This is a genomic window from Kineococcus radiotolerans SRS30216 = ATCC BAA-149, from assembly GCF_000017305.1.
GTDB classification, from domain to species: Bacteria; Actinomycetota; Actinomycetes; order Actinomycetales; family Kineococcaceae; genus Kineococcus; species Kineococcus radiotolerans.
The window spans coordinates 3,809,428-3,830,391 of sequence record NC_009664.2; the positions used below are offsets into that span (position 1 = coordinate 3,809,428).

A 20,964-nucleotide genomic window follows, 5' to 3' on the forward strand; every position below is an offset into this window, starting at 1 on the left:
GGTTCGGTGTCCCGCGGCGAAGGAGCAGTTGGTGTCCGTGCTCGGCGTTCTCGACCGGCAGCGCATCGTCGCTCCGCCGGGTTTCAACCGGTGGCTGGTGCCACCCGCGGCCCTCGCGGTCCACCTGTGCATCGGGCAGGTGTACGCCACGAGCGTCTACAAGACGGCCCTGGTCCAGCACTTCGACGTGAGCCAGACCCGGATCGGTCTCGTGTTCTCGATCGCCATCGTCATGCTCGGCCTCTCCGCCGCGGTCTGCGGGACGTGGGTCGACCGCAGCGGTCCGCGCAAGGCGATGGCCGCGTCGGCGGCGTGCTGGGTCACCGGGTACCTCGTCGGTGCCCTGGGCATCGCCACCGGGCAGCTGTGGCTGCTGTACCTCGGGTACGGCGTCATCGGCGGCATCGGCCTGGGGATCGGGTACATCTCGCCCGTCTCCACCCTCATCAAGTGGTTCCCGGACCGTCCCGGCCTCGCCACCGGCATGGCCATCATGGGTTTCGGGGGCGGCGCGCTCATCGCCAGCCCGCTGTCGACCCGGCTGCTGTCGGCGTACGACCCGGCCTACGACTCGACGGTCGCCGGCAGCGCACCGGCGGGGTCGGCGGTGGCCCTGCTGTTCCTCACGTTCGCCGTCGTCCACGCGCTGCTGATGTCCTACGGCGCCGCGACGATCCGCGTCCCGGCCGAGGGCTGGGCCCCCGCCGGGTTCGACCCGGCCACGGTCAAGCGCCGGAGCATGGTCACCACGGCCAGCGTCTCGGCGCGCAACGCCATCCGCACCCCGCAGTTCTACCTGCTGTGGATCGTGCTGTTCTGCAACGTGACCGCCGGCATCGGCATCCTCGAGCAGGCCTCCCCGATGATCCAGGACTTCTTCCGCGGCGACGACGGGGTCTCCACGGTGACGGTCGCCGCCGCCGGCGGTTTCGTGGGCCTGCTGTCCATGGCCAACATGGCCGGGCGCTTCGTGTGGTCCTCGACCTCCGACGTCATCGGCCGCAAGCCGATCTACGTGGTGTACCTGGGCGTGGGGCTGGTGACGTACTTCCTCCTGGCCACGTTCGGGCAGGTGAGCACCGCGCTGTTCGTCCTGTTCGCCGCGATCATCCTCTCCTTCTACGGCGGGGGCTTCGCGACCGTCCCGGCGTACCTGCGCGACCTGTTCGGCACGTTCCAGGTGGGCGCGATCCACGGCCGGCTGCTCACCGCCTGGTCGGCCGCGGGCATCGCCGGCCCGCTCATCGTCAACGGGTTCCTGGACGCCCAGGGCGACCCGGGCAACCTCACGGCCGGCGCCTACCGCCCGGCCCTGCTGACGATGGTCGCCGTCCTGGCCGTCGGCTTCGTCGCCAACCTGCTGGTCCGCCCGGTGGCGGAGCGGTTCCACGAACCCGCCCGCCCGGCAGAGGGGAGCGCCCGGTGAACGCGCGCGCAGACGCACCGCGCGGGAACGCGCGCGGACGGCTCGTCCTGGGGTGGTCCCTGGTGGGGATCCCGCTGGCCTACGGCGTCGTGGAGACGCTGGTGCGGGTGTCGCGGCTGTTCACCGGCTGAGCGCGGCGGACCTCGCCCCCGTGACCTCCACCAGGTCCGCGGGGGCGAGCTCCACCTGCAGCCCGCGCCGGCCCGCGCTGACGAGCACGGTCTCGAACCGGTGCGCCGACGCGTCGACGAACGTGGGCAGCGGTGTCCGCTGGGCCAGCGGGCTGATGCCCCCGACGACGTAGCCGCTGCTGCGCTGGGCCCGCGCGGGGTCGGCCATCGCCGCCCGCTTCCCCCCGGCCGCGGCGGCCAGGGCCTTGAGGTCGAGCATCCCGGCGACGGGCACCACCGCGCACACCAGGCGCCCGTCGACGTCGGCGAGCAGCGTCTTGAACACCCGCTGGGCGTCGACGTCCAGCCCGGCGGCCCGCAGCGCCCGCACCGCCTCCTCGCCGAACCCGTCGTGGGCGGCGTGGTCGTAGGGGCGCGGGGTGTGCGCGACGCCGCGCTCGGTCAGCAGCCGCAGCGCCGGGGTCCCGGCGTCGGCGTTGCGGCGGGCCACCCTCGCCCGCTCAGTTGGGGTTGGCGGGCAGGTCGGGGAGCTCGGTGGCGGGCACGGCCCCGAAGGTCTCGACGAGGGCGATCTCCCGCTTGAGCACGGCCAGCTCCCCCCGCAGCCGGGTCGCGGTGTCCGGGGCCTCGAGCAGCTCCTGGCGCTGGTCCAGGGTCAGCACCATCGCGGCCGCGACGAGGTAGGACATGACGCGCGGGTCGTCGGGGGCCTCGGCCCCCCCGATGTCGAGGACGTCGCGGTACTCCTCGAACCGGCGCGCGACCGCCGCGGCCAGCACCTGCAGCCCGCCGTCGGCGTCGTCGTCCTCCTCGTCGTCCTCCCCGAAGGGCTCGACCAGACCGGTGAGGTAGGGCGTGCCCGCGGCCTCGTCGATGCCGACGACCTTGAACCGGCTCGCCCCGACGGTGACGATCTCGTAGCCGCCGTCCTCGGTCTCGGTGACCTCCCGCAGCAGCGCCACGCAGCCCACCTCGTGCAGCGCCTGGACGTTGCCCTCGCCGACCTCGTGGCCGGCCTTGATGGCCACGACGCCGAAGCCGCGCAGGGCGTCGTCGTCCTCCCCGGCGGCCACCAGGTCCTGCACCAGCAGGCGGTAGCGGGGCTCGAACACGTCGAGGGGCAGCACGAGACCGGGGAAGAGGACGCTGCCCAGGGGGAACAGCGGGAGGCGTTGCGGCACGCGCCCACCCTACGGGCCCGGCCCGGGCGCGCCGCTGCGCACGCCGGGGCGTCCCGGCCTCCGTAGACTCCTCCACCGTGACGATCCTCGAGCTGCACCGCACCGACCTGCGGGGGAAGACCCTCGACGCCATGGCCCTGCGGTCGGTCCTGCCGCGCGCCGACGTCGACGTGGCCGCCGCCCTGGCCACGGTCGCACCGATCTGCGAGGACGTCCGCACCCGCGGCGTGCCGGCCCTGCTCGAGCTGACCGCGCGCTTCGACGGCGTGGGGATCACCGACGTGCGGGTGCCCGCGGAGCAGCTGCGCGCGGCCCTCGCCGACCTCGACCCGCAGGTGCGGGCCGCCCTGGAGGAGTCGATCCGGCGGGCCCGCCTGGTGCACGCCGACCAGCGCCGCAGCGACACCACGACGACCGTCGCCCCGGGCGGCACCGTGACCGAGCGCTGGGTCCCGGTCGCCCGCGTCGGCCTCTACGTCCCCGGCGGCCGGGCCGTGTACCCCTCCAGCGTCGTCATGAACGTCGTGCCGGCGCAGGTGGCGGGGGTGGCCTCGATCGCGGTCACCACCCCGGCGCAGCGGGAGTTCGGCGGCTCGGCGCACCCGACGATCCTGGCGGCGTGCGCGCTGCTGGGCGTCGAGGAGGTCTACACCGTCGGCGGGGCGCAGGCCATCGCCATGTTCGCCTACGGCGCCCGCGACGCCGACGGGACCGTCGTGGTCCGGCCCGTCGACGTCGTCACCGGCCCGGGCAACGTCTACGTCGCCTCGGCCAAGCGCTACGTCCAGGGCGTGGTGGGCATCGACTCCGAGGCCGGTCCCACCGAGATCGCGGTCCTCGCCGACGAGACCGCGGACCCGGTGCACGTCGCGGCCGACCTCGTGAGCCAGGCCGAGCACGACCCGCTGGCCGCCGCCGTCCTCGTGACGACCTCGGAGGCGCTCGCGGACGCCGTCGACGTCGAGCTGCAGCGCCGGGTCGCGGCCACCAAGCACGCCGGCCGCGTCGAGGAGGCGCTGCGGGGCCGGCAGTCGGGCACCGTCCTGGTCGACTCGGTGGAGGCCGGGCTGGCCGTCGTGGACGCCTACGGCGCCGAGCACCTGGAGATCCAGACCGCCGACGCCCGCGCGGTGGCCGCCCGGGTCCGCAGCGCCGGCGCGGTGTTCGTCGGCCCGCACTCGCCGGTGTCGCTGGGCGACTACTGCGCCGGGTCCAACCACGTCCTGCCCACGGGGGGGACGGCGGCGCACTCGGGGGGCCTGAGCGTGCAGACGTTCCTGCGCGGGGTCCACGTCGTGGACTACGACGAGGCGGCGCTGCGCGAGGTCGCCCCGCACGTCGTGGCGCTGGCGGAGTCCGAGGACCTGCCCGCGCACGGCGAGGCCGTGACGGCGAGGTTCGGCGCGTGAGCGAGCAGGTGCCCGGCGGGGACCCGGACTTCGACTTCGACGCCGAGTTCGAGAAGGCGTTCGGCCCCAAGCCGCCGGTGCGTTCCGTCCTCGTGGTCCCGGTGGCCAACGCGAGGAAGCTCGCCGAGGTGTGCACCGCGGCGGGGGTCAACGCGTTCGTGGTGCCGGTGAAGGGCCTCGGGTGCGTCCTGGTCACCGAGGACCCGGCGACGGGGGAGGCGGACGCAGGGACGCTCTCGCGCCTGCTCCAGGGGGCCGAGGTCGTCCTGCTGACCGTGGGGGAGGACTCCATCGAAGGGCAGACCTGGGCGGGCGGCCGGCGCGGGGAGGACCCGCGCCCGGGTCTGCTGCTGTCGGTGTGGCCCGACGTGGTGCAGCAGCTGGTGCTGGGGCGCCTGGACCCCGCCGAGGCCGCCGGCGCGGCGGCCGGCGGGGATGGCAGCCGCATCGGCGCGTTCTGGAAGCTGTTCCGGAGCCGGAGCGAGGACGGGCCCACCGCCCCGGGGGCCGGCGACCCCGACGGGCCGCGCTGACCCCACCGGCCCCCGCCGGGCGGCGACCGCTGCCCGGCGGGGGGCTGCGAACGTTCTCAGATTGGTCCGCGGAGGACCTTCCCAGGACCACCGGCGTGTCCTAGCGTTTCCTCGTCCCGACTCGACGAAGCGTCTCCGGAGGACCTCCCCCCGTGCCCCACATGAACGTGGCCGTGCTCGGTTGCTGGCACGTCCACGCCAAGGACTACGCCCGCTCCGCCACCACCCACCCCGACACCACCCTGGTCGCCGCCTGGGACCACGACCCCGCCCTCGGCCGCGCGCTCGCCGACGACTTCGGGATCGAGTTCACCGACGACCTCGACGCCCTGCTCGCCCGCGACGACGTGCACGCGGTGACCATCACCACCGAGACCACCGCCCACACCGAGGTCATCGCCAGGGCGCTCGCCGCCGGCAAGCACGTGTTCACCGAGAAGCTGCTCGCCCCCACGGTCGAGGAGTGCGAGCGCCTCCTCGACCAGGCCCGCGCGGCCGGGCTCGCCCTCGTGGTGTCGCTGCCGCGGCTCTCCCACGGCTACGCCCTCGCGGTGCGCGACGTCGTCGCCTCCGGCGAGCTGGGCCGGCTCACCTACGCCCGGGTGCGGCTCTCGCACGACGGCGGTGTGCACGGCGGCGAACCGGGCGCGGCGGGGGGCTGGCTGCCCGACCGCTTCTTCGACCCCGCCCCCAGCGTGGGCGGGGCGCTCACCGACCTCGGCTGCCACCCCGTCTACCTGACCCAGCTGTTCCTGGGCGAGGACCCCGCGGTCGTCCGCGCCGTCTACGGCCGCGTCACCGGGCGCGGGGTGGAGGACCACGCCGTGGTGTCCCTCGGGTACGCGGACGGCGCGATCGGCGTGGTCGAGGCCGGCTTCGTCAGCGACGACGCGTTCACCGTCGACGTGCACGGCACCGAGGGCAGCGTCCACTACACCGACGAGGGCGCGCGCCTGTGGCGACGCGGCCCCGACGGGAAGGTCGAGGACCTGCCCGTCCCCGCCGACGCTCCCGAACCGTTCGCGCAGTGGGTCTCGGCCGCCACCGGCGGCACCCCCACCTCCGGAGCGGTCACCGACAACCAGCGCCGGGCGGTCGAGCTGACCCGCCTCGTGGTGCGCTCCAACGAAGCAGCAGGAGGAAACGCGTGAGCGACGTCGTCAAGGTCGGTCTCATCGGCGGGGGCGGGATCACCCGCGCCCACGTCAAGGGGTACCGAGCGCACGCCGGGAAGATCGTCGTGACCGCGGTCGCCGACGTCGTCGAGGAGGCGGCGAACACCCGCGCCGCGGAACTGTCCGCCCAGCCGTTCACCGACTACCGCGAGATGCTCCGCCGCGCCGACGTCGACGCCGTCGACATCTGCCTGCCCCACCACCTGCACGCCGACGCCATCATCGCCGCGGCCGAGGCCGGCAAGCACGTCCTGTGCGAGAAGCCCTTGTGCCTCACCGCTGACGAGGCCCGCCGGGTGTCGGAGGCGGTGCGCACCAACGGGATCACTCTGATGTGCGCGCACAACCAGCTGTTCTTCCCCTCGGTCGCCAAGGCCACCGAGATCCTCGGGTCCGGGCTGCTCGGCACCGTCTACGAGGTCCGCACCACCGACAGCTTCCACAACGACTTCGACCCCTCGAACATGGGCTGGCGCGCCTCGGCGAAGACCAGCGGAGGCGGGGAGCTCATCGACACCGGCTACCACCCGACGTACCTGCTGCTGCACCTGGCCTCCGCCCAGGCCCCCGCCCAGCCGGTCGAGGCGACGGCGTTCCTCTCGACCCACCGGCTGAAGTTCATGGAGGGCGAGGACTCCGCCCAGGTGCTGGTCCGGTTCGACAACGGCGTCGTCGGCCAGATGGTCACCAGCTGGGCCTACGACCCCGCCCCGGGCACCGAGAAGTTCTCCGTCGTCGGGGAGCTCGGCTCCCTCACCGGGACGGAGCACTCGGTCACCTACCGGCTGCGCTCGGGCGAGGAGGAGACCTTCGAGTTCCCCGAGACCGACGCCTTCGTCGACGAGATCGGCGACTTCGCCGACTGCCTGCGCGAGGGCCGGCGCCCGATCCACACCGAGGTGGAGGGCATCGCGGTCCTCGGGGTCCTGCTCGCCGCGTACGAGGGCGCCCGCGCGGGCACCATCGCGAAGGTCATGACCATCTGACCCCTGCTCTAGGCGGTGACCTCCCGGGCGGTGACCGCCCGGGGGTCACCACCCGGGCTCAGCGGGTGACGCGGACGACGACCTCGGTGTCGCTCACGCTCTCGACCCCGACGGTCAGTCCGCCCACCTCGGTGGAGGTGCCGACGTCGAGGGAGACGTCCTGCCCCGCCACGGTGAGGTCCGCGGTGCCCCCGCTGACCCCGTCGAGGCGGGCCTCCACGCCGAGGACCGACACCTCGGCGGAGCCCTCCCCGCGGGGAAAGGTGATCGTGCAGCCGTCGAGGGAGCAGTCGGTGCTCGACGCCGACCCCCCACCGCCCGACCCGCACGCGGCCAGGACGAGGGCGGCCAGGGGCAGGGCGAGGCGGCGGGGGTCCACCCCTCCACCGTAGGCGGCGGGGGAGGAGCGGTCCCCCGGGTCTGGGAGACTGGCCCGCGTGACCGACACGACCGACCGCACGGGCCCGGGGACGACCCTGGCCGACCTCCCGCTGCGCGAGGACCTGCGGGACGAGCACCCCTACGGCGCCCCGCAGCTGGACGTCCCCGTCGTGCTCAACGTCAACGAGAACCCCTACCCGGTCGCCCCGGGGATCGTGGCCGACATCGCCGCCGCCGTCGCGCACGCCGCGGCCGGCCTCAACCGCTACCCCGACCGGGAGTTCCTCGACCTGCGCGCCGACCTCGCGGCCTTCCTGCGCGTCGAGTCCGGCGCGGAGCTGGCCCCCGAGCAGGTCTGGGCCGCGAACGGGTCGAACGAGGTCATGCTGCACGTGCTGCAGGCCTTCGGGGGGCCGGGCCGGCGCGCGCTGAGCTTCGCGCCGACGTACTCGATGTACCCCGAGTACGCCCGCGACACCCAGACCACCTGGGTCGTCGGGCAGCGCACCGACGCCTTCACCGTCGACGTGGAGCACGCCCGGGCGATGGTCCGCGAGCACCGCCCCTCCGTCGTCCTGCTCGCCAGCCCCAACAACCCCACGGGCACGGCGCTGCCGCTGGCGACCGTCGAGGCCGTGCTCGACGAGTGCTCGCGGCTGTCCCAGGGCGCGGTCGTCGTCGTCGACGAGGCCTACGGGGAGTTCCGGCGCAGCGGGACCCCCAGCGCCCTGGAGCTGCTGCCCCGCCACGGCAACCTCGCCGTGAGCCGCACCATGAGCAAGGCGTTCTCGCTGGCCGGGGCCCGGGTGGGCTACCTCGCGGCCTCGACGGCGTTCGTGGACGCGTTGCGCATCGTGCGCCTGCCCTACCACCTCTCGGCCGTGACCCAGGCCACCGCCCGCGCGGCGCTGCGGCACTCCGAGGAGCTGCTCTCCACGGTCGGCGAGCTCCGGACCCGCCGCGACGAGACCGTGCGGTGGTTGCGCGACGTCGGCTTCGAGGTCGCCGACTCCGACGCGAACTTCGTCCTCTTCGGGCGCTTCGCGGACCGCCACGCCGTCTGGCAGGGGCTGCTGGAGCGCGGCGTCCTCATCCGCGAGACCGGCCCGGCCGGCTGGTTGCGCGTCAGCATCGGCACGGCCGACGAGATGCAGCAGTTCCGAACCGCCCTCCAGGAAGTGGTGTCCCAGTGAGCCGCACGGCGCGCATCGAGCGCAGCACCAGCGAGTCCAGCGTCCTCGTCGAGCTCGACCTCGACGGCACGGGGAGGACGAGCATCGACACCACGGTGCCGTTCTACGACCACATGCTCACCGCGCTGGGCAAGCACTCGCTGATGGACCTCACGGTGGTCGCCAAGGGCGACACCCACATCGACGTCCACCACACCGTCGAGGACACCGCCATCGTGCTGGGGCAGGCGTTCCGCCAGGCCCTGGGCGACAAGGCCGGCATCCGCCGCTTCGCCGACGCCACCGTCCCACTCGACGAGGCCCTCGCCCACGTCGTCGTCGACGTCTCCGGCCGTCCCTACTGCGTGCACACCGGCGAACCGGAGGGGCAGGAGTACCACCTCATCGGCGGCCACTTCACCGGGTCCCTGACCCGGCACCTGCTGGAGAGCTTCGCCTTCCACGCCCGGATCGCGCTGCACGTGCGCGTCCTCGCCGGCCGCGACCCGCACCACGTCGTGGAGGCGCAGTTCAAGGCGCTGGCCCGGGCGCTGCGCTACGCGGTGGAACCGGACCCGCGCGTCCAGGGGATCCCCTCCACGAAGGGTGCGCTGTGAGCAGGAAGGTCGTCGTCCTCGACTACGGCTTCGGCAACGTCCGTTCCGCGGTCCGCGCGCTGGAACGGGTCGGCGCCGACGTGGAGCTCACCGCCGACCGGAAGCTCGCCCTGGAGGCCGACGGCCTGCTCGTGCCGGGCGTGGGCGCCTTCGCGGCCGTGAACCAGGGGCTGCAGTCCATCGGCGGGGACTCCATCGTGGACCGGCGCCTGGCCGGCGGTCGTCCGGTGCTGGGGATCTGCGTCGGGCTGCAGGTCATGTTCGAGACCTCCACCGAACCCGGCGAGGGGGTTCCCGACGGCCTCGGCCAGTGGCCGGGGACCGTCGAGCGCCTGCCCGCGGACGTGGTGCCGCACATGGGCTGGACCCCCGTCGAGCCGCCCGCCGGGTCGCGGTTGTTCGCCGGCGTCGAGGACGAGCGGTTCTACTTCGTGCACTCCTACGCCGTGCAGCGCTTCGAGATGCTCGACACCACCGCCGGGCGGGTGCCGCTGCCGCAGATCACCTGGGCCGAGCACGGAGCCCGCTTCGTCGCGGCGGTGGAGAACGGTTCGCTGTCGGCCACCCAGTTCCACCCGGAGAAGTCCGGCGACGCGGGGGCGCAGCTGCTGCGCAACTGGGTGGACTCCCTGGGCTGAGGCGCGGCCCGGGCCCGCGGCGGTGGGACGCGGTCCCGGCCGGGGGCCCGGGCTCGTAGACTCGCCCCCCGTGACCAGCGAGAACACCCCCACCGCCACCCGCCGGCTGGAACTGCTCCCGGCCGTCGACGTCGCCGACGGCCAGGCCGTCCGCCTCGTCCAGGGCGAGGCCGGCAGCGAGACCTTCTACGGCGCCCCCCTCGACGCGGCGCTGGCCTGGCAGGAGGCCGGCGCCGAGTGGGTGCACCTGGTCGACCTCGACGCCGCGTTCGGCCGCGGTTCCAACCGCGAGCTGCTGGCCGAGGTCGTGGGGCGCCTCGACGTCGCGGTGGAGCTGTCCGGCGGCATCCGCGACGACGCCTCCCTGGAGGCCGCGCTGGCCACCGGCTGCCGCCGGGTCAACCTCGGTACCGCCGCCCTGGAGGACCCCGACTGGACCCGCAGCGCCATCGCCCGCCACGGCGACCGCATCGCCGTCGGGCTCGACGTGCGCGGCACGACGCTGGCCGCGCGCGGCTGGACCCGCGAGGGCGGGGACCTCTGGGAGGTCCTGGCCCGCCTCGACGCCGACGGCTGCGCGCGCTACGTCCTCACCGACGTCACCAAGGACGGCACCCTGCGCGGTCCGAACACCGACCTGCTGCGCGAGGTCTGCGCGCGCACCCAGGCCCCGGTCGTCGCCTCCGGCGGCGTGTCCAGCCTGGAGGATCTGCGGGTCCTGCGCGGACTGGTCGACCTCGGGGTCGAGGGGGCCATCGTCGGGAAGGCGCTCTACGCCGGGAACTTCACCCTGCCGCAGGCGCTGGACGTGGCGGGCCGGCCCTGACCGGGTCCCACGACCCGGGGGCCACGGACTCCGCCGGCGTCCCCTGGGCCGGCAGGACGCTGCAGCCCAACGCCTTCGCCGGTGACGACGGCACCCGGGCCGCGGACCTCGCCCGCGCGCTCTCGGCCTGGGCCGCCGTCGGGGACGACCCCCTGGCCCGGCTCGGCGCGGAGCGCGTCGTCGTCGCCGCGCTGACCGGCAGCCGCGTGTTCGCCCCCGTCGTGGCGGAGCTGGGGGAGCTCGACGCCGACGGCGGGGACAAGAGCGCCGACATGGCGCTGGCGCTGCTGACCCGGCCCGACGGCCGGCGCGGGCTCCCGCTGTTCACCGACCTCGCGGCGCTGGCGGCGTGGCGGCCCGACGCCCGTCCGGTGCCGGTGCCCGCGGAGCAGGCGGCGCTGTCGGGGGTGCAGGAGGAGTGCGACGTGCTCGTCCTCGACCCGGCCGGGCCGGTGCGCTTCGTGGTGCGCCGCAGCGCGTTCTGGTCCCTGGCCCGGGGGACGGCGTGGGTCCCCGCGGCCCTGGACCCCGCCGTGGCGGAGGCCGTGCGTGCCGCCGCCGACGGCTTCGACGTCGTCCGCGGGACGCGGTGCGAGCCCGGCCGGGGTGCGGAGCTGCGGGTCGTGCTCGGGCTCGCTCCCGGGCTCACCCGCGAGGCGGTGGACGAGGTCCTGCGCGGGGTGGGGGAGCGGCTCGCGACCGGCGTCGTCGCCGAGCGCGCGGAGTCGGTCGAGTTCCGGGTCCTGCCCGCCTGACCGCCGCGGTGGTCCTGCCGGGGACCCCGGCAGGACCACCGTCGCGCCTCAGGAGGCGACGGGCGTCCCGGGGCCGTCGGCGGGGGCGTCGGCCGCTTCCTGGGCCTGCGCGTCCGCGGCGACGGTCGCCTGGCGCTGCTTGATGGTGGCGTAGGCGCCGGCCCCGGCGCCGGCGAGCGCCAGCACCGTCGTCCAGCGCTTGTTGAGCGCGTGGCCCGTGGCGGCGTCCAGGCTGAAGCGGCCGGGGCCGCTCACGGCCAGCGCGGCGGACACCAGGCCCAGGACGGCGGGGTACTCGAAGCCGCCGGAGGTGGTGAAGAAGCCGTTCGGCTTGTGCACGAAGGCGGCGGCCACCATGGCGGCCGCGGCGGAGGCGCCCCCGACGGGGGTGGCCAGGCCGAGGACGAGCAGCGCCCCGCCACCGGCCTCGCTGGCGCCGGCCAGCACGGCGTTGCGCTTGCCGGGGCGGAAGCCCATGGCGTGCATGGCGCCGGCGGTGCCTTCGATGCCGCCGCCGCCGAAGGCGCCGAAGAGCTTCTGGGCGCCGTGGGCGACCAGCGTCCCGCCGACGCCGAGTCGCAGGGCGAGCAGGCTGAGGTCGTTCGAGCTCACGGGGGTCCTCCAGGTGCTTGCGTGTTCAAGGGTCGGACCCATTCGACCACCGACGGGCGCGGCCGGCCACGGCGGGTGCGTCCGCACCCGCGGCGGGCACCGGCGGCGGCCGCGGCCGTCACCGCCCGGACCCCCTCAGACCACGCTGCCCGTGAGGCGTTCCCCGGGTCCCTTGCCCGGGGCGTCGGGCACGTCGGAGGCCTCCCGGAAGGCCAGCTGCAGCGAACGCAGCCCGTCGCGCAGGGAGCGCGCGTGCTGCCCGCCGAGGTCGGGGGCCGAGGTGACGACGAGACCGGCGAGGGCGGTGATGAGGATGCGGGCCTCGGCGAGGTCGAGGTGCTGCTCGGCGTCGGGCCCCTCGGCCAGCCCGCACTTCACCGCGGCGGCGCTCATGAGGTGCACCGCGGTCGTCGTGATGAGCTCGGCGGCGGGGACGTCGGCGATGTCGCGGGCCGCGGCGCCGCTGGGGTCGTCGCTGGGAGTGGTGTCTGACTGCATGCTGGTACCCTGACAGGCGACCGACCGGCTCGCGTCACCGGTCCACGATCCGTGGACCGATCTCGCAGGGCCGGCACGCGAAGCGGAGGCCTCCTCCCACCCCGGCGCTCACCGCGCCGCGGGTCCCGGTCCGCGCCCCTCCTCGGGGGGGTGCAGCGACGCCCGTCGTCGTCGTGTCCTCGTGGGCACGCCGTGGACGTCAGCGCCGCCGGAACCGGCAAGGCCTCCGTCTCGCGTCCGCGCACGGGGGCCTTCCTCGTGTCCGGCGGACCGACGACGACGAAGGAGCAGCACATCAGCGAGCCCCGCATCAACGACCGCATCCGTGTTCCCGAGGTGCGGCTCGTGGGCCCCAACGGCGAACAGGTCGGCATCGTGCGCGTCGAGGACGCGCTGCGGCTGGCGGACGAAGCAGGCCTCGACCTGGTCGAGGTCGCTCCCACGGCACGGCCTCCGGTCTGCAAGCTCATGGACTTCGGCAAGTTCAAGTACGAGTCCGACATGAAGGCCCGCGAAGCCCGCAAGAACCAGTCGAACACGATCCTCAAGGAGATCCGCTTCCGCCTGAAGATCGACCCGCACGACTACGCCACCAAGAAGGGGCACGTCGAGCGGTTCCTCAAGGCGGGGGACAAGGTCAAGGTGATGATCATGTTCCGCGGTCGCGAGCAGTCCCGCCCCGAGATGGGCTTCCGGCTGCTGCAGCGTCTCGCGGAGGACGTCTCCGACCTGGGTGGCGTGGAGAGTTCGCCCCGCCAGGACGGCCGCAACATGGTGATGGTCATCGGGCCGCACAAGAAGAAGGCCGAGGCCAAGGCCGAGGCGAAGGCCGAGGAGCGCCGCCGCAAGGACTCCGAGAGCGCCGAGGCCGCCGAGCAGCCCGCCGCTCCGCAGCCCGGGGCCGCGGAGCAGCCGCAGCCCACCGTCCAGCCGGAGACCGTGGCCGAGGCCGCGCCGGACGAGACGGCCGCGACCGCGTCCTGACGTCGAGGCCCGCGCGACCGCGAGGTCCGCGGGCACCCGCCAGACAACGCCGGGACACCCGGCACCGAACACAGGAGATGACGTGCCCAAGAACAAGACCCACTCCGGCGCCAAGAAGCGGTTCCGCATCACCGGCTCCGGCAAGGTCATGCGCGAGCAGGCCAACAAGCGCCACCTGCTCGAGGTGAAGTCCAGCAAGCGCACCCGTCGCCTCTCGGTCGACCAGGTCGTCTCGCCCGCGGACGTGAAGAAGATCAAGAAGCTCCTCGGCCGCTGAGCCCGCGGACCTGACGCGGAGCCGGTCCACCGACCGGCACCGCGACCCACCGACCCCCGCGGGCGCGCGACCCGACCGGATCCACCCGACCCGGGCGGGTTCCGCCGCCGCCCGCGACACCGACCAGCAAGGAGTTCCCCGTGGCCCGCGTGAAGCGCGCAGTCAACGCCCAGAAGAAGCGCCGCACCGTCCTCGAGCAGGCCAGCGGTTACCGCGGCCAGCGCTCGCGGCTGTACCGCAAGGCGAAGGAGCAGGTCACCCACTCCCTCGTCTACGCGTACCGCGACCGCAAGGCCCGCAAGGGCGACTTCCGTCGCCTCTGGATCCAGCGCATCAACGCCGCGGCGCGCGCCGAGGGCATGACGTACAACCGGTTCATCCAGGGCCTCAAGGCCGCGGAGATCGAGGTCGACCGTCGCATGCTCGCCGAGCTCGCCGTCTCCGACCCGGCCGCCTTCGGTGCGCTGGTGCGGACCGCCAAGGCTGCGCTCCCGGTCGCCCCCGTGGCCGCCGAGGGCACCGCCGCCTGAGCACCCCGCTGAACGACACCGGACGCCCGGCAGTGCCGCACCCCGACCTCCCCCTCCTCTCGAACCCTCGAGCGGAGCGGGTGCGGGGGGTGCGGTCGCTGACCGGGCGTTCGGCGCGTTCGCGCCACGGCCGGTTCCTCGCCGAGGGGCCCCAGGCCGTCCGCGAGGCCGTCGCCGGGGGCGCCGCCCTCGAGCTGTACGCCACCGCCGAGGCCGCGCAGCGCTACCCCGAGGTCCTCGCCGCCGCGGCGACGGCGGGCGGGCCGAGGACGTGGCTCGTCACCGACGAGGTCCTCGCCGCGATGACCGACACCGTGACCCCGCAGGGGCTGGTCGCGGTCTGCCCCACCACCACGAGCACCCTCGACGACGTGCTCGCCGCCCGGCCGCGGCTGGTCGCCGTCCTGGACCGGGTCCGCGACCCCGGCAACGCGGGCACCGTGCTGCGGGCCGCCGACGCCGCCGGCGCCGACGCCGTCGTGCTCACCGAGGGCAGCGTCGACCCCTTCAACCCCAAGTGCGTCCGCTCCACCGCCGGCAGCCTCTTCCACCTGCCCGTGGTCGTGGGCGTCCCGCTCGCCGACGCCGTCACGGCGCTGCGGCGCGCCGGGTCGACCGTGCTGGCGGCGGACGGCGAGGGGGACCTCGACCTCGACGACCTCGCCGACGCCGCCGCGCGGGGCGTCGTCGACGGCGTGGACCTGCGCCGCCCCACGGCCTGGGTCTTCGGCAACGAGGCCGCCGGGCTGGACGCCGCCGGGCGGGGCCTGGCCGACGCCGTCGTCCGCGTCCCCCTGCACGGTCGCGCCGAGAGCCTCAACCTCGCCACGGCCGCCGTCGTCTGCCTGTACGCCAGCGCCCGCGCGCACCGCCGCCCCGCCTGAGCCGCCACCCCCGGGCCCGCCGTCCCGTCCCCGCCGGGACCCGCGGGAGCGCGCCCGGTGGTGCCCGGTGCCGGATGGCCTAACCTCACAACGTGCCCGAGGCGAGGGGGAGCGCCACGGCCGCGTCAGCGGCCGGTTGGCTCACGCTGCCCGCCGAGGGTGCGCAGCAGGAGGTCCCCGCCCGCGCCCCCGGGGCGCCGCTGGTCCTGGACGACCTCCCCGACGGGGTCGTGGTGATCCGTTCCGACGGTTCCATCACCGATCTCAACGTGGCCGCGGAGCGGCTGCTCGGCCGCCCCCGCGCCGAGCTGCTGGGCACCCCGCTGCGTCGGGCGATGCCGCTGCAGGACACCTCCGGCCGGCGCTGGTGGGACGTCCTGCGCGACGGCGACGGCCCCAGCGGGGTCACCGACAGCGGGCACGGGGAACGCCTCCTGCTGCTGCCGGGGGGGACGGAGCTGCTGGTCACCGCCCGCTTCCACCGCGCCGCCGACGGCAGCCTGGACCAGGCGGTCCTGGCCCTGCGCACCCCCGACGAACGCCGACGCGCCGAGACCGACACCACCAGCCTCATCGCCACCGTGGCCCACGAGCTGCGCTCGCCGCTGACGTCGGTGAAGCAGTTCACCGCCAGCCTGCTGCGCCGCTGGGACCGCTTCAGCGACGAGCAGAAGCGGCTCATGCTCTCCACCGTCCAGGCCGACGCCGAGCGGGTCAGCCGGCTCGTGGGGGACCTGCTCGACGTGGCGCGGGTGGACGCGGGGCGGCTCACCGTCCACCGCCGCCCGATGGACCTCGCGACCCTCGTGCGCGAGCACGTCGACCGGTTGCGGATGGCCGGGTACGACGACGAGCGCTTCGTGCTGACCGTCGCCGGGGACCTGCCGGAGCTGTGGGCCGACCCGGACCGGATGGCCCAGGTCGTGACGAACCTCGTCGACAACGCCGTGCGCCACGGCGCCGGGACGGTGGCGGTGGAGGTGTCGGTGCTGAGCGCGGCCGAGGCGGCGGTGGGCGACGGGGCGGGCGAGGCCATCGTGCTGACCGTCGACGACGCGGGGGAGGGCATCCCCGCGGAGAACCGCCCCTACGTGTTCTCCAAGTTCTGGCACGGCGGGGCGCGCAGCGGCACCGGCCTCGGCCTGTACGTGACGCGCGGTCTGGTCGAGGCCCACGGCGGGGACATCGACGTCTCCTCCGCCCCCGGCGGAGGCGCGCGCTTCACGGTGCGCCTGCCCGCCGGTGAGCCGGCGGGCCCCTGAACCGGCGTGTCCCGGCCCCGGTGCATCTGGGAGGATCGGGCGGCGCGGGATCACCCCGCGGCCAGGCCGCCCCGCACGGCACCGCATCCGCACGACCCCGAGTGAGGAACGCCCCACGATGGCGCAGCACGAGTCGGACGAACCCGACCAGCAGCCCGACCGGCCGTCGCCGGTCTCCGAGTCCGCGGTCCAGTCCGCCCTCGACGCCGCGCTGGCCGCCGTCGCCGCGGCCGGCGACCTCGGCGAGCTGAAGGCCGCCCGCCTGGCCCACGCCGGCGACCGCAGCCCCCTGGCCCTGGCCAACCGCGAGATCGCCGCCCTCCCCGGGCCGGAGAAGGCCGCGGCCGGCAAGCGCGTCGGTCAGGCCCGCGGCCGGCTCGCCCAGGCCCTCGCCGCCCGCGCGGAGGTGCTCGAGGCCGAGCACACCGAGCGGGTGCTGCGCGAGGAGGTCGTCGACGTCACGCTGCCGACGCCGCGCCCCGAGGCCGGGGCCCGCCACCCGCTGCCGCTGCTGATGGACCGCGTCGCCGACGTCTTCACCGCCATGGGCTGGGAGGTCGCCGAGGGTCCCGAGGTCGAGGCCGAGTGGTTCAACTTCGACGCCCTCAACTTCGACACCGACCACCCGGCGCGGCAGATGCAGGACACGTTCTTCGTGGCCGACGCCGAGGGCGGGGCCGGTTCCGGCCTGGTCCTGCGCACGCACACCTCGCCGGTGCAGGCGCGCTCGCTGCTCAGCCGCGGGGTCCCGCTGTACGTGGTCTGCCCGGGGAAGGTGTTCCGCACCGACGAGCTCGACGCGACCCACACCCCGGTCTTCCACCAGCTCGAGGGCATCGCCGTGGACGAGAACCTCACGATGGCCCACCTCAAGGGCGTCCTGGACCACTTCGCCCGGGCGATGTTCGGCGACGCCGTCGAGACCCGCTGGCGACCGGCCTTCTTCCCCTTCACCGAGCCCAGCGCCGAGCTGGACCTGCGCTTCTCCCTGGGCCGCGACGCGGAGCGGGGCTGGATCGAGTGGGGCGGCTGCGGCATGGTCAACCCGAACGTGCTGCGGGCGGCCGGGATCGACCCCGACCGCTACCAGGGCTTCGCCTTCGGGATGGGCATCGAGCGGACGTTGATGTTCCGCAGCGGGGCGACGGACATGCGCGACATGGTGGAGGGTGACGTGCGGTTCAGCCGGGCGTTCGGCGTGGAGGACCTGTCCGCCTCGGGGGTGGCCGCCGTCCTCGCGGGCGGCACCGACCCGGGCACCGCGACGGGGGAGGGGGACCTCTGATGCGCGTCCCGCTGAGCTGGCTCGCCGAGCACGTCGACCTCGAACCCGGCGCGCGCGGCGTCGACGTCGCCGCCGCCCTGGTCCGCGTCGGGCTGGAGGAGGAGGGGCTGCACACCGCCGGGATCACCGGCCCCCTCGTCGTCGGCCGCGTCCTGGACCTGGCGAAGGAGCCGCAGAAGAACGGCAAGACGATCAACTGGTGCCACGTGGACGTCGGCCCGGAGCACAACGGTCCCGAGGGGAACCGCGGGATCGTCTGCGGGGCGCACAACTTCGTCGAGGGTGACCTCGTCGTCGTCGCCCTGCCCGGCGCGGTCCTGCCCGGCGACTTCGCCATCGCCGCCCGCAAGACCTACGGGCACGTCTCCGACGGCATGATCTGCTCGTCGAAGGAGCTCGGCCTGGGCACCGACCACGACGGGATCATCGTCCTGTCGCAGTTCCTGCCCGGGGTGGAGGTGACCCCCGGCCAGGACGCGCTGGCCCTGCTCGGCCTCGCCGAGGAGACCGTCGAGGTCAACGTCACCCCCGACCGCGGCTACTGCTTCAGCATCCGGGGCGTCGCCCGCGAGTACGCCCACGGCACCCGCCGCCCGGTCGCGGAGGTCCTGCGCGACCCGGTCGCCGTCGACGTCCCGCTCCCGAGCGGCCCGGGGTACCCCGTGCGGCTGGCCGACGACGCCCCCCTGCGGGGGGCGGTGGGCTGCGACCGGTTCGTGGCGCGCGTGGTGCGGGGCGTCGACCCGACGCGCCCCTCGCCGCGCTTCGTCGCCGACCGGTTGCGCCAGGCCGGGATGCGGCCGATCTCCCTGGCCGTCGACGTGACCAACTACGTGATGCTGGCCACCGGTCAGCCGCTGCACGCCTACGACCTCGACACCCTCCAGGGCGAGCTCGTGGTGCGGCGGGCCCGGGCGGGGGAGGAGCTCACGACCCTCGACGGGGTGCGGCGCACGCTGCACCCCGAGGACCTGCTCATCACCGACGAGGTCCCCGGGGACCCCTCGACGTCCCGGGTCCTGAGCATCGCGGGCGTCATGGGCGGGGCCTCCACCGAGGTCTCGGCCACGACGACGACCGTCCTGCTGGAGGCCGCGCACTTCGCCGCCGTCGGCGTCGCCCGCAGCGCCCGCCGGCACCGGGTGCCCTCCGAGGCCGCCAAGCGCAACGAGCGCGGCACCGACCCGACGATCTGCGCGCAGGCCGCGGAGCTCGCCGTCCGCCTGCTCGTCGAGCACGGCGGGGGGACCCCGGACCCGGGCGCCACCGACGTCGGCGGCCCCGCCGCCCGCACGGCGATCACGATGGACGCCGGCTTCCCCGAGCGGGTCGTGGGCGTGCGCTACGACGCCGGCCAGGTCGTCGCCGCCCTCACCGAGATCGGCTGCGAGGTCGCCGTGGAGGGGACCTCGCTCACCGTCCTCCCGCCGCCGTGGCGCCCCGACCTGGTGGGCCGCGTGCACCTCGTCGAGGAGGTCGCCCGGCTCTCGGGGTACGACGAGATCCCCTCGGTGCTGCCCCCCGCCCCCGCCGGGACCGGGCTCACCCCGGCGCAGCGGGCCCGGCGCTCGCTGGCCCGGGCGCTGGCCGACGACGGCTTCGTCGAGGTGCTCAGCTACCCCTTCGTCGCCCCCGGGGTGCACGACGCGCAGCGGATCCCCGACGGGGACGCGCGCCGGGACGCCCTGCGGCTGGCCAACCCGCTGTCGGAGCAGCAGCCCCTGCTGCGCACCAGCCTGCTCGATTCGCTGGTGGAACCGGTGCGGCGCAACGTCTCCCGCGGCCTGCGCGACCTGGCCGTGTTCGAGGTGGGGTCGGTCACCCGACCTCGTCCGGCCACGGGGCCGGCGGAGGTGCTCGGGGTCGAGGGGCGTCCCTCCGACGAGGAGCTGGACCGGCTCCGGGCCGCGGTGCCGCCGCAGCCGCTGCACGTGGCGGGGGTCCTGACCGGCACCCGGCGCCGTCCGGGTGTCGTGGGGGACTCCTTCGCCCGCACCGCGGAACCGGCGGGCTGGGCCGACGCGATCGACGCCGCCCGCACGGTGGCGGCCTCCGTCGGGGTGCCCGTGGCGGTCGAGGCGGCCGAACGGGCCCCGTGGCACCCGGGCCGCTGCGCGCGGATCACCACCAGGCAGGGCCACACCGTGGGGTACGCGGGCGAACTGCACCCCGGTGCCGTCGCCGCCCTCGAGCTGCCCGCCCGCGCCGCCGCCTTCGAGCTCGACCTGGACGTCCTGCTCGACCAGGTCGGGGCGAGCCCCCAGGTCGACTCCCTCTCCGGCTACCCGGCCGCGACCCAGGACGTCGCCCTGGTGGTCGACGCCGCGGTGCCCGCGGCGTCCGTGGAGGCGGCGCTGCGGTCGGGGGCGGGTCCGCTGCTGGAGGACGTGCACCTCTTCGACGTCTACACCGGCGCGCAGGTCGGGGAGGGGCGCAAGTCCCTCGCCTACGCCCTGCGGTTCCGCGCCCGGGACCGGACGCTGACCGCGGAGGAGGCCAGCGGCGCCCGCGACGCCGCCGTCGCCGAGGCGGTCTCCCGCACCGGGGCGGTGCAGCGTGCCTGAGCCCACCTCCGCCGCACCGCAGTGCGCGCTGGTGACCGGAGCGAGTCGGGGCATCGGCCGCGAGGTCGCGCTCGGCCTGGCGGCGGCCGGGTTCGTCGTGGGGGTGACCGGGCGCGACGCCCGTTCCCTCGACGGGCTCGTCGAGGAGATCACCGCGGCCGGCGGGTGGGCGGTCGCGACGGCCTTCGACGTCACCGACGCCGGGGCCGTCGCCGCCGGGGTCCGGGCGCTGGAGCAGGAGCTGGGCGGTTTCGACCTGCTGGTCCAGTCGCACGGGCGCATCGAGAGCGACGAGGTGCCGCCGTGGGAGGCCGACCTCGGGCAGGTCCGGGCCGTGCTGGAGGCCAACGTCCTGGGGGCCTTCCACGTCGTCCGGGCGGTGGTCCCGGGGATGGTCGCGCGCGGGTCGGGGCGCGTGGTGGACCTGAGCTCGGGGGCGGCGTCCTCGGACAGCGGGATCCACGCCGCCTACGGCGCCAGCAAGGCCGCGCTGTTCCGCCTCGGCGGGGCGATCGCGGCCGCCGGCGCCGCGCACGGGGTCCGGGCCTTCGAGCTCTCCCCCGGGGTGGTGCGCACCGCGATGGCGACGGGCATGGGCCAGCACGCCGAGCGCACGGAGTGGACCGACCCGGCCGACGTCGTCGCGATGGTCCTGGCCATCGCGGCCGGCGAGCTGGACGGGTGGTCGGGGCGCTACCTGCGGGTCGGGGTGGACACCCCCGGGTCGCTGCTGGCCGCGGAGGCCACGCGCTCCCCCCGCGGCCGGCGGCTGGTTGTGGAGCCCTACGGCGAGGACGACCCGCTCCACCCCTGATGCATGCCTACCCAGCGGCGTGTA

General features: G+C 75.3%; 24 protein-coding genes. 19 read left to right on the plus strand and 5 right to left on the minus strand.

Translation table 11 applies throughout. The features are described from left to right. Positions 1 to 31 precede the first annotated feature (31 nt). Both KRAD_RS18070 and KRAD_RS27680 read left to right on the plus strand, forming a co-directional pair. A complete protein-coding gene (locus tag KRAD_RS18070; RefSeq protein WP_012087098.1) occupies positions 32 to 1,426 on the plus strand; it encodes an OFA family MFS transporter in 1,395 nt (464 codons plus the stop codon). Next, the gene (locus KRAD_RS27680; RefSeq protein WP_012087099.1) at positions 1,423 to 1,557 is read left to right on the plus strand and encodes an MFS transporter small subunit; all 135 of its coding nucleotides are present in this window, start codon (positions 1,423 to 1,425) and stop codon (positions 1,555 to 1,557) included. Before KRAD_RS18070 ends, KRAD_RS27680 begins: the two co-directional genes overlap by 4 nt. On the opposite strand, the gene ybaK is transcribed toward KRAD_RS27680, so the two are convergent. Next, positions 1,547 to 2,047 (minus strand): Cys-tRNA(Pro) deacylase, encoded by a 501-nt coding sequence (gene ybaK / locus KRAD_RS18075; RefSeq protein ID WP_012087100.1) that lies wholly within the window; start codon positions 2,045 to 2,047, stop codon positions 1,547 to 1,549. The genes KRAD_RS27680 and ybaK overlap by 11 nt on opposite strands. A gap of 10 nt (positions 2,048 to 2,057) precedes the next feature. Beyond that, positions 2,058 to 2,738, minus strand: coding sequence for an LON peptidase substrate-binding domain-containing protein (locus tag KRAD_RS18080; protein ID WP_012087101.1), 681 nt, complete (start codon positions 2,736 to 2,738; stop codon positions 2,058 to 2,060). A 131-nt stretch (positions 2,739 to 2,869) separates the two neighbouring features. Between KRAD_RS18080 and hisD the strand changes: the two genes are divergently transcribed. From hisD to KRAD_RS26645, 4 genes are all read left to right on the plus strand, one after another. Then, complete coding sequence (gene hisD / locus KRAD_RS18085; RefSeq protein WP_049821534.1) at positions 2,870 to 4,147, plus strand: histidinol dehydrogenase; 1,278 nt, start codon at positions 2,870 to 2,872, stop codon at positions 4,145 to 4,147. After that, positions 4,144 to 4,680 (plus strand): hypothetical protein, encoded by a 537-nt coding sequence (locus KRAD_RS24580; protein WP_012087103.1) that lies wholly within the window; start codon positions 4,144 to 4,146, stop codon positions 4,678 to 4,680. Before hisD ends, KRAD_RS24580 begins: the two co-directional genes overlap by 4 nt. A 161-nt stretch (positions 4,681 to 4,841) precedes the next feature. Continuing rightward, positions 4,842 to 5,831: a Gfo/Idh/MocA family protein gene (locus tag KRAD_RS26640; protein ID WP_238985855.1), complete on the plus strand. Its 990-nt coding sequence runs from the start codon at positions 4,842 to 4,844 to the stop codon at positions 5,829 to 5,831. Then, positions 5,828 to 6,841 (plus strand): Gfo/Idh/MocA family protein, encoded by a 1,014-nt coding sequence (locus KRAD_RS26645; protein WP_012087105.1) that lies wholly within the window; start codon positions 5,828 to 5,830, stop codon positions 6,839 to 6,841. The genes KRAD_RS26640 and KRAD_RS26645 overlap by 4 nt, the downstream gene beginning before the upstream one ends. 58 nt (positions 6,842 to 6,899) lie before the next feature. Here KRAD_RS26645 and KRAD_RS18105 read toward each other — a convergent pair whose 3' ends face one another. After that, positions 6,900 to 7,220 carry a hypothetical protein gene (locus KRAD_RS18105; RefSeq protein WP_012087106.1) on the minus strand — a complete coding sequence of 107 codons (321 nt, stop codon included), beginning with the start codon at positions 7,218 to 7,220 and terminating at the stop codon, positions 6,900 to 6,902. Positions 7,221 to 7,278: 58 nt separating this feature from the next. Here KRAD_RS18105 and KRAD_RS18110 point away from each other — a divergent pair, with 58 nt between their 5' ends. The 5 genes from KRAD_RS18110 (at position 7,279) to KRAD_RS18130 (ending at position 11,230) form a co-directional block, all read left to right on the plus strand. Continuing rightward, positions 7,279 to 8,415, plus strand: a complete 1,137-nt coding sequence (locus KRAD_RS18110; RefSeq protein ID WP_012087107.1) for a histidinol-phosphate transaminase — start codon at positions 7,279 to 7,281, stop codon at positions 8,413 to 8,415. Then, positions 8,412 to 9,011, plus strand: coding sequence for an imidazoleglycerol-phosphate dehydratase HisB (hisB, locus tag KRAD_RS18115; RefSeq protein ID WP_012087108.1), 600 nt, complete (start codon positions 8,412 to 8,414; stop codon positions 9,009 to 9,011). The genes KRAD_RS18110 and hisB overlap by 4 nt, the downstream gene beginning before the upstream one ends. Next, positions 9,008 to 9,649 (plus strand): imidazole glycerol phosphate synthase subunit HisH, encoded by a 642-nt coding sequence (hisH, locus tag KRAD_RS18120; RefSeq protein ID WP_012087109.1) that lies wholly within the window; start codon positions 9,008 to 9,010, stop codon positions 9,647 to 9,649. Before hisB ends, hisH begins: the two co-directional genes overlap by 4 nt. A 70-nt stretch (positions 9,650 to 9,719) precedes the next feature. After that, entirely contained in the window at positions 9,720 to 10,475 is a 756-nt protein-coding gene (priA, locus tag KRAD_RS18125; RefSeq protein WP_049821277.1) for a bifunctional 1-(5-phosphoribosyl)-5-((5-phosphoribosylamino)methylideneamino)imidazole-4-carboxamide isomerase/phosphoribosylanthranilate isomerase PriA, read from the plus strand. Between the two features lie 59 nt (positions 10,476 to 10,534). Next, positions 10,535 to 11,230, plus strand: a complete 696-nt coding sequence (locus tag KRAD_RS18130) for an SseB family protein (RefSeq protein ID WP_338033953.1) — start codon at positions 10,535 to 10,537, stop codon at positions 11,228 to 11,230. 48 nt (positions 11,231 to 11,278) lie between these two features. Here KRAD_RS18130 and KRAD_RS18135 read toward each other — a convergent pair whose 3' ends face one another. Next, positions 11,279 to 11,842 (minus strand): DoxX family protein, encoded by a 564-nt coding sequence (locus tag KRAD_RS18135; RefSeq protein WP_012087112.1) that lies wholly within the window; start codon positions 11,840 to 11,842, stop codon positions 11,279 to 11,281. Between the two features lie 135 nt (positions 11,843 to 11,977). Next, on the minus strand, positions 11,978 to 12,340 hold the full coding sequence (locus KRAD_RS18140) for a DUF1844 domain-containing protein (protein ID WP_012087113.1): 363 nt from the start codon (positions 12,338 to 12,340) through the stop codon (positions 11,978 to 11,980). 294 nt (positions 12,341 to 12,634) lie between these two features. On the opposite strand from KRAD_RS18140, the gene infC reads away from it, so the two are divergent. From infC to KRAD_RS18180, 8 genes are all read left to right on the plus strand, one after another. Next, entirely contained in the window at positions 12,635 to 13,324 is a 690-nt protein-coding gene (infC, locus tag KRAD_RS18145; protein WP_041293485.1) for a translation initiation factor IF-3, read from the plus strand. A gap of 82 nt (positions 13,325 to 13,406) precedes the next feature. Continuing rightward, a complete protein-coding gene (gene rpmI / locus KRAD_RS18150; RefSeq protein ID WP_012087115.1) occupies positions 13,407 to 13,601 on the plus strand; it encodes a 50S ribosomal protein L35 in 195 nt (64 codons plus the stop codon). A gap of 140 nt (positions 13,602 to 13,741) precedes the next feature. Continuing rightward, entirely contained in the window at positions 13,742 to 14,131 is a 390-nt protein-coding gene (gene rplT / locus KRAD_RS18155) for a 50S ribosomal protein L20 (protein ID WP_012087116.1), read from the plus strand. An 89-nt stretch (positions 14,132 to 14,220) separates the two neighbouring features. Then, complete coding sequence (locus tag KRAD_RS18160; RefSeq protein WP_012087117.1) at positions 14,221 to 15,015, plus strand: TrmH family RNA methyltransferase; 795 nt, start codon at positions 14,221 to 14,223, stop codon at positions 15,013 to 15,015. Between the two features lie 92 nt (positions 15,016 to 15,107). Next, positions 15,108 to 16,277 (plus strand): sensor histidine kinase, encoded by a 1,170-nt coding sequence (locus tag KRAD_RS18165; protein ID WP_012087118.1) that lies wholly within the window; start codon positions 15,108 to 15,110, stop codon positions 16,275 to 16,277. 118 nt (positions 16,278 to 16,395) lie between these two features. Beyond that, a complete protein-coding gene (gene pheS / locus KRAD_RS18170) occupies positions 16,396 to 17,562 on the plus strand; it encodes a phenylalanine--tRNA ligase subunit alpha (protein WP_012087119.1) in 1,167 nt (388 codons plus the stop codon). Continuing rightward, positions 17,562 to 20,126 carry a phenylalanine--tRNA ligase subunit beta gene (pheT, locus tag KRAD_RS18175; RefSeq protein WP_012087120.1) on the plus strand — a complete coding sequence of 855 codons (2,565 nt, stop codon included), beginning with the start codon at positions 17,562 to 17,564 and terminating at the stop codon, positions 20,124 to 20,126. Before pheS ends, pheT begins: the two co-directional genes overlap by 1 nt. Next, the gene (locus tag KRAD_RS18180) at positions 20,119 to 20,940 is read left to right on the plus strand and encodes an SDR family NAD(P)-dependent oxidoreductase (RefSeq protein ID WP_012087121.1); all 822 of its coding nucleotides are present in this window, start codon (positions 20,119 to 20,121) and stop codon (positions 20,938 to 20,940) included. The genes pheT and KRAD_RS18180 overlap by 8 nt, the downstream gene beginning before the upstream one ends. Positions 20,941 to 20,964: the final 24 nt, after the last annotated feature.